The sequence below is a fragment of the Klebsiella sp. GG_Kp173 genome (assembly GCF_040062415.1).
GTDB classification, from domain to species: Bacteria; Pseudomonadota; Gammaproteobacteria; order Enterobacterales; family Enterobacteriaceae; genus Klebsiella; species Klebsiella quasipneumoniae.
In genome coordinates this window covers 17,269-26,207 of record NZ_JBEAFZ010000019.1, presented here as the reverse complement: position 1 = coordinate 26,207, position 8,939 = coordinate 17,269, and the positions used below count along the sequence as shown (strand labels likewise).

Sequence of the window (8,939 nt, the reverse complement as noted above, 5' to 3'; positions counted from 1 at the left end):
TTTCAGGATTTTTCTCTTCAACCGAACCGGCTGTTTGTGTGAAGTGATTCACATCTGCCGTGTCAGTGGGTGCGCATTATAGGGATCCCATTTTTTTGCACAAGCCTTTTTTCGATCTTTTTTTCTGAATGGTGATTTTTCACCCTTTTCGCCGTGTAATTGCACGATTTGCTCAATTTTCACCGTTTTCAGGGGTTGCAGAGCGAGATAAAAGCCACCAAAGTCTTCTTACGCTCCCGTATTTTTGAGGTCAACATGTCTGCTCAACTGCGCCCCTATAAAGCATTTTTCCCGCAAATCGGTCTTCGCGTCATGATTGACGCATCCAGCGTCGTCATCGGTGATGTCAGAATTGCCGATGACGTCAGCGTCTGGCCTCTGGTAGCCATTCGCGGCGACGTCAACTATGTATCGATAGGTCAACGCAGCAATATTCAGGACGGCAGCGTTCTACACGTGACCCATAAATCCTCTTACAAGCCTGAGGGAAATCCACTGATCATTGGAGAGGATGTGACGGTTGGCCACAAAGTGATGCTGCACGGCTGCACTATCGGCAACCGCGTACTGGTTGGTATGGGTTCGATCTTATTAGATGGTGTCGTCGTTGGCGATGACGTCATGATTGGCGCGGGAAGTCTGGTACCGCAGAACAAACAGCTGGAAAGCGGCTTCCTTTACTTTGGCAATCCGGTCAAACAGATCCGCCCCCTGACAGAGGCGGAGCGGGAAGGCCTTAAGTATTCAGCGAATAACTATGTGAAATGGAAAGATGAATATCTGGATCAGGAGAGCCAGACCCAACCCTGAGCATCCTCCTGATTATCGCGGATCAATGCCTCTGCCTCTTCCTCAAGATCCCAACGATGTTCCTGGAATGCGGCCAGCCACTGCGCTGGCCCCTCTGCGCCAAAACGCTGCTGCAGGATCTGCCCTGAAATTGCGCAGGTTAATTGCATCCCATTAACCAGCGCGGGAAACACCACGCCCTGCCGTTCGGCATCCCATGATTCCCGATCGGGAAACTGAATCGCCTGATTCATGCATTCAGTTCCTGTTGCAGCCTTTCTATAACCGGGGTGATAGCCGGCAGGACGCCGTGCCATAGCAGAACGGCATGGGCGGCTTGCGCCACCAGCATTCCCAGCCCGTCAGCACAGTGGGTTGCGCCATGCTGCTGGCACCAGTGAAGAAACGGTGTCGGCCCTTTCTGGTAAAACATGTCATAGCAATACATGTCAGCGTTGACAACAGATGCCGGGATAGCCGGTACATCACCGTCTATTCCACTGGACGTCGCATTGATGATCAGATCGAATGTTTCCCCGGATAAGGTATCCATCTCCCTTGCGCTGACGCTGCCGGTATGGGCGAAGAGCGTGGCTAACTCATGGGCACGAGCGTAGGTGCGATTGACGATCGTGACGGCACATCCCAGCGACAGCAGCGGCAGCAGCACCCCACGCGATGCGCCACCGGCACCGATAAGCAGGATCCGCTGGCGTGGCTTAATGAATCCCAGACGCTCCAGATCGCTCAGCAGACCAATACCGTCCGTGTTGTCGCCCAGCAAACGCCCGTCTTCGAGGCGTTTCAGGGTATTCACCGCTCCCGCCAGCGCAGCGCGTTCTGTCAGTTCGTCCGCGCGCGCAAAAGCTTCTTCTTTAAAAGGAACGGTAACATTGGCGCCCTTTCCTCCTTCCGCAAAAAACTGATTGAGAGAAGAGACAAAATCGTCCAGCGGCGCCAGCACACGTCCATAAGGATGGATAATCCCTAACTGGCGGGCAAAAAGGTGGTGAATAGAAGGCGACTTGCTGTGCGCGATCGGATTACCAAAAACAGCATAGGTTTCCATGGTTCACCCCTGGCGGAACAGTTCACCCGTCAGGGCATCACGTATTTCAGATGGATTTTGCCGTCCGCCCGTAGCGCCATCCACGACCGGGAAGCTGTCACCAAACTGAGCACGGACCTCTGCGGTGGTGCGGCAAGGCGGTTGCCCGGTGAGATTGGCGCTCGTCGAGACCAGCGGTTTTCCGTAGGCTTCGCACAATTCAATCACCAGCGGATGGTTGGTCACGCGTACAGCCAGCGAATCAAAACGACCAGTCAGCCAGCGTGGTGTTTCAGGACGCGCCGGGAATACAAACGTCACCGGTCCTGGCCAGCAGGAAAAGATCGCTGCCCGCTGCGAATCACTTAACCGTGAATCATCAATATATGGCTTGAGTTGCTCAAAGCTAGCGGCGATAAGGATCAATCCCTTCTCAACAGGACGCTGCTTCAGCTCCAGCAGACGCATAACGGCCGTTTCGCTGTCAGGGTCGCAGCCGACGCCAAAAACGGCTTCCGTGGGATAGGCGATGACATGTTCATTATTCAGGACCGCCACGGCATGGGCGACGGCTTCTGAGGGCAGGTTATTGTTCACTGATTTATTCCGCCGGGATCGGCTTTCCACATTGTTTACTGGCACAGAAGCGTCTGAGCCCCTGCGCCGTCTTCTTTTCTATTAACAGCGGGTAATGGCATTCAGGGCATTCGCCCGCCACCGGTTTAAAATTGATAACGAACTGGCAATCAGGATAGCGATCGCAGGAGTGAAAGGTTTTACCGAAACGGGAACGACGCTGGACCAGATGGCCTTGTCCGCACTGCGGGCAAGCAATAGCCGTCTCATCTGGTTTATCAATTACCTCAGTATGTTCGCATTCCGGATAGTGGCTACAGCCAATGAACATCCCAAAACGCCCCTGACGTAGCACCATAACCGCGCCGCACGATGGGCATGCTTGCCCCTCCAGCACCTTAACGACATGCCCGTCAGCCTGACTTTTCAGGGGACGGATATAGTCACAGTCCGGATAATGCGAACAGCCGAGAAACGGGCCATGTCTCCCGGAACGGATCACCAGTTCAGCCCCGCACTGTGGGCAGGGCTCATTTTTACGCACCGAAAACAGTGCTGATTTGGTCATAACAACTCGATGTTGCTGCAAAAAGATTAATGCAGCATACCTTCATTTACTTCGAAGAGTAATTCTTCCATTTGCTGATAGGCGTTTTCACAGCCCGGAATATTGAACAGTACCATCAGGATGACCCATTTCAGGTCCTCCAGCTCAAATTCTGCCGTATCCAGCGCCAGTACGCGCTCTATCACCATTTCTCGCGTTTCGAGGTTCAACACCTGAATCTGCTCGAGGAAGAGTAAAAACCCCCGGCAACTGGCGTCCAGACGCTGGCACTCCTCTTCGGTATATACCCGAAGCGACAGCGGGTCGGAAGCGAGCTGCATGGGTTCAACGAGACCTTCCTGATAATCAGCCAGTTTCTCGAGCCACATTAACGCGTTATAGATATCTTCCCGCTCAAAACCTGCGTCGGTAAGATCCCGCGTCAGTTTGTCCTGATCCACGCGCATTTCTGCTTCGCTATGGATGTAAGTTTCAAACAAATACATGAGTACGTCGAACATGGCTTGCCCTCCTTAATCGGACATAGCCGCCGGGTACAGCTGCGATCCAGCCTGCTAACTCCAGTTCAAGTAGCTGAGCTACGGTTACTGGCACAGATTGGCCGGCACGTTCAGCGACAACGTCAACAGGTGTTACCTCATCTCCTACGTTAGCCAGGAGCTCCGGAAATGGCAATGCTACAGACGGCTGATCGGCGCAATTATTTATCGAATCAGACGTATCAGTTAGCCAGGCCAGCTCGTTGTGCCAGTATTCCACAATATCCTCTGGCGAGGTCACCGGCACCGCGCCTTGCTTAATTAACCAGTGTGGGCCTTCCGATCCCGGATTGCCTATCGGCCCAGGCAGGGCAAACACATCCCTTCCCTGTTCCAGAGCACAGCGGACGGTAACCAGCGAACCGCTTCTCAATGCCGCCTCAACCACCAGCACGCCCAGGCTCAGGCCGCTGATAATCCGGTTGCGCCTGGGGAAATGCGCGGGAAGCGGCGGCGTTATAAGTGGAAATTCAGACACCAGCGCACCGCCATTATCGACGATCTGCTGGGCGAGGCTCGCATGGCGCCGCGGATAAACCTGGCCCAGTCCGTTGCCCAGTACCGCGATGGTTTTGCCCTCGGCCGCGAGCGCGCCGCGATGCGCGACGCCATCAATGCCTAACGCCAACCCACTGGTGATAGTCATCCCTTTACGCGCCAACGTTTCGCTGAACAGCTTCCCCCAGCGAGCGCCATACCAGGAATGCAAGCGACTGCCAATAACGGCAAGCTGCGCGCTGTGAAGCAGAGCGGGATCGCCGCTGACCAGCAACGCGCCGGGGTAATCAGCGATAGCCTTTAACCGCAATGGATAGCGCGGATCGTCACCCCGTAACAGATGATGATCCGGTTGTTCCAGCCAGCGCCGCGTCTCGTCAAGCTCATGCTCGTCAAGCCGGAAAAATAACGTTGCCTGCGCCGCGGTCATCCCGACGGCATGCAGCGCTTCATGATCAACGCTGGCGGCTGCGCATAAGCGCTGAGCGATCTCTACCATCCTGTCGCCATACAAGCTACTGACCTTCATCAGCCGCAGCCAAATCTCGTCGGGCGTCATCCTTACCCCCTGCCATAAGCGGTATTGACAATCTTTGCGATTGGACAGTGAGACTGTCAATTGCAGGGTGTTTTGTCTAGAATAGAGCTAATAATCTTATCAACTCCTGAATACGACTCTGGAACTTTATGGCAGTTTTGCAAGTGTTACATATTCCGGACGAGCGCCTTCGCAAAGTCGCCGAGCCGGTCAAAGAAGTGAATGCGGAAATTCAGCGTATCGTCGATGATATGTTCGACACCATGTACGCTGAGGAGGGCATTGGTCTGGCCGCGACCCAGGTCGATATCCATCAGCGCATTATCGTTATTGATGTGTCGGAAAATCGTGAAGAGCAGCTGGTGTTAATCAACCCGGAGCTGCTGGAAAAAGATGGCGAAACCGGCATTGAAGAAGGCTGCCTGTCTATTCCGGAACAGCGCGCCCTGGTGCCGCGTGCGGAAAAAGTGAAGATCCGCGCGCTGGATCGCGACGGTAAGCCATTTGAACTGGAGGCCGATGGCCTGCTGGCTATCTGTATTCAGCATGAGATGGATCATCTGGTCGGCAAACTGTTTATTGATTATCTGTCACCGCTCAAACAACAGCGCATTCGTCAGAAGGTTGAGAAACTGGATCGTTTACGTTCCCGTGCCTGATAACAAGGAATACCGTGTCACAATCACTACGTATCATTTTCGCCGGCACCCCCGATTTTGCAGCGCGTCATCTTGACGCGCTGTTGTCGTCTGAACATCAGGTTGTTGGCGTATTCACTCAGCCAGACCGCCCTGCTGGCCGCGGCAAAAAATTGATGCCGAGCCCGGTAAAGGTGCTGGCTGAAGCCCATAACTTACCTGTATTCCAGCCATCCTCCCTGCGTCCGCAGGACAACCAACAATTAGTCGCCAATCTCGGCGCCGATATTATGGTGGTGGTGGCGTACGGTTTGATTCTGCCGAAAGCGGTGCTGGAGATGCCCCGTCTGGGCTGCATCAACGTTCACGGCTCCCTGCTGCCGCGCTGGCGTGGCGCAGCGCCGATCCAGCGTTCGCTGTGGGCGGGGGATAGCGAAACAGGCGTAACCATCATGCAGATGGACGTCGGCCTAGATACGGGTGATATGCTGTACAAGCTTTCCTGCCCCATTACCGCAGAGGATACCAGCGGCAGCCTGTACGATAAGCTGGCCGAGCTCGGCCCTCAAGGTCTGCTGGCAACTTTAGCCCAGCTGGCCAACGGCACCGCGCAGCCTGAAGTACAGGATGAATCGCTGGTGTGCCACGCCGATAAGCTGAGTAAAGAAGAAGCTCGCATCGACTGGTCGCTTTCCGCCGCACAGCTGGAGCGCTGCATCCGCGCCTTTAATCCGTGGCCAATGAGCTGGCTGGAAATTGACGGGCAGCCGCTAAAAGTGTGGCGGGCATCGGTCATTGCCGAAGCCGCACATGCCGAACCAGGTACTATCGTGGCAGCAACCAAACAGGGTATCCAGGTCGCCACAGGCGATGGGATCCTCAGCCTGGAATCGCTACAGCCTGCGGGTAAAAAAGCGATGAGCGCCCAGGATTTACTCAATTCCCGCCGGGAGTGGTTTACGCCTGGCACCCGTCTCGCCTGACGGTCGTCTCTTCTGAAGCCCGGGTTCGCCGGGCATTTTTATTTTTGCGCTTATGAAAAAGAATATAAATTTACGCAGCCTGGCCGCCCAGGCTATCGAGCAAGTCGTTGAAAAAGGTCAGTCTTTAAGCAACGTCCTGCCCCCTCTACAGCAAAAAGTCAGCGATAAAGACAAAGCGCTGCTGCAGGAGCTGTGTTTTGGCGTACTGCGTACGCTCAGCCAGCTGGAGTGGCTTATCAGCAAGCTGATGGCGCGTCCGATGACCGGCAAACAGCGCACCGTGCACTTTCTGATTATGGTTGGGCTCTATCAGTTACTCTACACCCGCATCCCTCCACACGCCGCGCTGGCTGAAACGGTAGAAGGCGCGGTGGCGATTAAGCGCCCGCAGCTTAAAGGGCTGATCAATGGGGTGTTACGCCAGTTTCAGCGCCAACAGGAAGAGCTACTGGCAGAATTCGCCGGGCAGGAAAACCGCTACCTTCATCCCAAATGGCTGCTGAAGCGTCTGCAGCAGGCCTGGCCGCAACACTGGCAGGAGATTGTCGACGCTAACAACCAGCGCCCGCCGATGTGGCTGCGCGTTAACCGCAACCATCATTCCCGAGATGAATGGCTTGCTCTGCTTAAAGAGGCCGGTTTAGAAGGTTTCACCCACCCTGACTATCCCGACGCCGTGCGTCTGGCCACCCCTGCCCCGGTCCATACGTTGCCGGGTTTTGCCGAAGGATGGGTAACCGTTCAGGATGCCTCGGCCCAGGGCTGCATGCGCTATCTGCAGCCGGAAAACGGCGAGCGCATTCTTGATCTCTGCGCTGCGCCGGGCGGCAAGACGACGTATATTCTGGAGGTCGCTCCCCAGGCTGAGGTCATGGCGGTGGACATTGATGAACAGCGTCTTTCCCGCGTCTATGACAACCTGAAACGGCTGGGCATGAAAGCCGAAGTCAAACAGGGCGATGGTCGCTTCCCTGAGCAGTGGTGTGGCAGCGAGCAGTTCGATCGTATTCTGCTGGATGCCCCCTGTTCCGCCACCGGTGTTATTCGCCGCCATCCGGATATCAAATGGCTGCGCCGGGATCGGGATATCGCCGATTTAGCCCAGCTACAGGCCGAGATCCTCAATGCCATCTGGGGGCATCTGAAACCAGGCGGCACGTTGGTTTACGCTACCTGTTCTATTCTGCCGGAAGAGAATAGCCAGCAAATTGCCACCTTCCTCGCGCGGACCCCGGATGCGGAGCTTGACGCAACCGGTACGCCGGCAAGCCCGGGACAGCAAAATCTGCCGGGTGCGGAAGAAGGCGATGGCTTCTTTTACGCTAAGCTAATCAAACGTCGCAACTAATGGATCACTGCAGATGAAGATTATTATTCTGGGCGCCGGCCAGGTCGGCGGCACGCTGGCGGAGAACCTCGTCGGCGAGAACAATGATATTACGCTGGTTGATACCAATGGCGACCGTCTGCGCAGCCTGCAGGATAAGTTCGACCTGCGTGTCGTCCAGGGGCACGGTTCTCACCCCCGCGTACTGCGCGAGGCAGGAGCCGATGATGCCGATATGCTGGTGGCGGTCACCAGTTCGGATGAAACCAACATGGTGGCCTGCCAGGTCGCCTATTCGTTATTCAATACGCCAAACCGTATTGCTCGTATTCGTGCGCCTGATTACGTCCGCGATGCGGAAAAGCTCTTCAATTCTGAAGCAGTGCCCATCGATCACTTAATCGCTCCGGAACAGCTGGTCATCGACAATATTCACCGTCTGATAGAATATCCCGGCGCGCTGCAGGTCGTGAACTTCGCGGAAGGGAAAGTCAGCCTCGCCGTGGTGAAAGCCTATTACGGTGGTCCGCTGGTGGGTAATGCATTGTCCACCATGCGTGAGCATATGCCGCATATCGATACGCGCGTGGCCGCTATTTTCCGCCACGATCGCCCCATTCGCCCACAGGGTTCGACGATTGTCGAGGCCGGCGATGAAGTCTTCTTTATTGCCGCCTCGCAGCATATTAGGGCGGTCATGAGCGAACTCCAGCGTCTGGAGAAGCCTTATAAACGCATCATGTTGGTCGGCGGCGGCAATATTGGCGCGGGCCTGGCCCATAAGCTGGAAAAAGACTACAGCGTTAAGCTTATCGAGCGCAATCAGCAGCGAGCCGCTGAGCTGGCAGAAAAACTGCAGCATACTATCGTCTTCTACGGTGATGCATCGGATCAGGAGCTGCTGGCCGAAGAGCATATTGACCAGGTGGACCTGTTTATTGCCGTCACTAACGATGACGAAGCAAACATCATGTCTGCGATGCTGGCCAAGCGAATGGGGGCTAAAAAAGTGATGGTGCTGATCCAGCGTAGAGCCTATGTGGATCTGGTTCAGGGTAGCGTCATCGATATCGCGATATCGCCTCAGCAGGCCACGATTTCCGCCCTACTCAGCCATGTTCGTAAAGCCGATATTGTCGGCGTCTCCTCCCTGCGCCGCGGCGTTGCGGAAGCGATCGAAGCAGTGGCACACGGCGATGAGAGCACCTCGCGGGTGGTCGGGCGATCGATCGATGAGATCAAGCTTCCGCCAGGCACGATCATTGGCGCCGTCGTGCGCGGGAATGACGTGATGATCGCCAATAATAATCTGCGGATCGAGCAGGGCGATCATGTGATCATGTTTTTGACTGATAAAAAGTTTATTTCCGATGTAGAAAGGCTGTTCCAGCCAAGCCCTTTCTTCCTCTAATTCCCAGGGCGTCGAACAGGCGCC

Annotated in this window: 11 protein-coding genes; 5 read left to right on the top strand and 6 right to left on the bottom strand. The window is 55.3% G+C overall.

The features are described from left to right. The first annotated feature begins 255 nt into the window (after nt 1-255). On the top strand, nt 256-810 hold the full coding sequence (locus ABLU50_RS10155; protein ID WP_023319228.1) for a gamma carbonic anhydrase family protein: 555 nt from the start codon (nt 256-258) through the stop codon (nt 808-810). Here the strand turns inward: ABLU50_RS10155 and ABLU50_RS10150 are convergent. Genes ABLU50_RS10150 through dprA form a run of 6 tightly spaced genes read right to left on the bottom strand, consistent with a single transcriptional unit; the run spans nt 786 to nt 4,577 of the window. Further along, nucleotides 786-1,043, bottom strand: coding sequence for a DUF1488 domain-containing protein (locus ABLU50_RS10150; protein WP_043523043.1), 258 nt, complete (start codon nt 1,041-1,043; stop codon nt 786-788). The genes ABLU50_RS10155 and ABLU50_RS10150 overlap by 25 nt on opposite strands. Continuing rightward, on the bottom strand, nt 1,040-1,858 hold the full coding sequence (gene aroE / locus ABLU50_RS10145) for a shikimate dehydrogenase (RefSeq protein ID WP_057212829.1): 819 nt from the start codon (nt 1,856-1,858) through the stop codon (nt 1,040-1,042). Before aroE ends, ABLU50_RS10150 begins: the two co-directional genes overlap by 4 nt. 3 nt (nt 1,859-1,861) lie before the next feature. Further along, complete coding sequence (gene tsaC, locus ABLU50_RS10140; protein WP_004206805.1) at nt 1,862-2,434, bottom strand: L-threonylcarbamoyladenylate synthase type 1 TsaC; 573 nt, start codon at nt 2,432-2,434, stop codon at nt 1,862-1,864. 4 nt (nt 2,435-2,438) lie between these two features. Continuing rightward, nucleotides 2,439-2,981 (bottom strand): type I DNA topoisomerase, encoded by a 543-nt coding sequence (locus ABLU50_RS10135; RefSeq protein ID WP_087832902.1) that lies wholly within the window; start codon nt 2,979-2,981, stop codon nt 2,439-2,441. Nucleotides 2,982-3,007: 26 nt separating this feature from the next. After that, nucleotides 3,008-3,481, bottom strand: coding sequence for a DUF494 family protein Smg (smg, locus tag ABLU50_RS10130; RefSeq protein ID WP_002919137.1), 474 nt, complete (start codon nt 3,479-3,481; stop codon nt 3,008-3,010). Next, nucleotides 3,453-4,577 (bottom strand): DNA-protecting protein DprA, encoded by a 1,125-nt coding sequence (gene dprA / locus ABLU50_RS10125; protein WP_032456674.1) that lies wholly within the window; start codon nt 4,575-4,577, stop codon nt 3,453-3,455. Before dprA ends, smg begins: the two co-directional genes overlap by 29 nt. A gap of 128 nt (nt 4,578-4,705) precedes the next feature. On the opposite strand from dprA, the gene def reads away from it, so the two are divergent. Genes def through trkA form a run of 4 tightly spaced genes read left to right on the top strand, consistent with a single transcriptional unit; the run spans nt 4,706 to nt 8,915 of the window. Continuing rightward, nucleotides 4,706-5,215, top strand: a complete 510-nt coding sequence (gene def, locus ABLU50_RS10120) for a peptide deformylase (RefSeq protein WP_004206802.1) — start codon at nt 4,706-4,708, stop codon at nt 5,213-5,215. A gap of 14 nt (nt 5,216-5,229) precedes the next feature. Continuing rightward, nucleotides 5,230-6,177 (top strand): methionyl-tRNA formyltransferase, encoded by a 948-nt coding sequence (gene fmt, locus ABLU50_RS10115; RefSeq protein WP_087832903.1) that lies wholly within the window; start codon nt 5,230-5,232, stop codon nt 6,175-6,177. A gap of 52 nt (nt 6,178-6,229) precedes the next feature. Next, nucleotides 6,230-7,525, top strand: coding sequence for a 16S rRNA (cytosine(967)-C(5))-methyltransferase RsmB (gene rsmB / locus ABLU50_RS10110; protein ID WP_348864700.1), 1,296 nt, complete (start codon nt 6,230-6,232; stop codon nt 7,523-7,525). 13 nt (nt 7,526-7,538) lie between these two features. Next, nucleotides 7,539-8,915, top strand: a complete 1,377-nt coding sequence (gene trkA, locus ABLU50_RS10105) for a Trk system potassium transporter TrkA (RefSeq protein WP_002919153.1) — start codon at nt 7,539-7,541, stop codon at nt 8,913-8,915. The last annotated feature ends 24 nt before the right edge of the window (nt 8,916-8,939 follow it).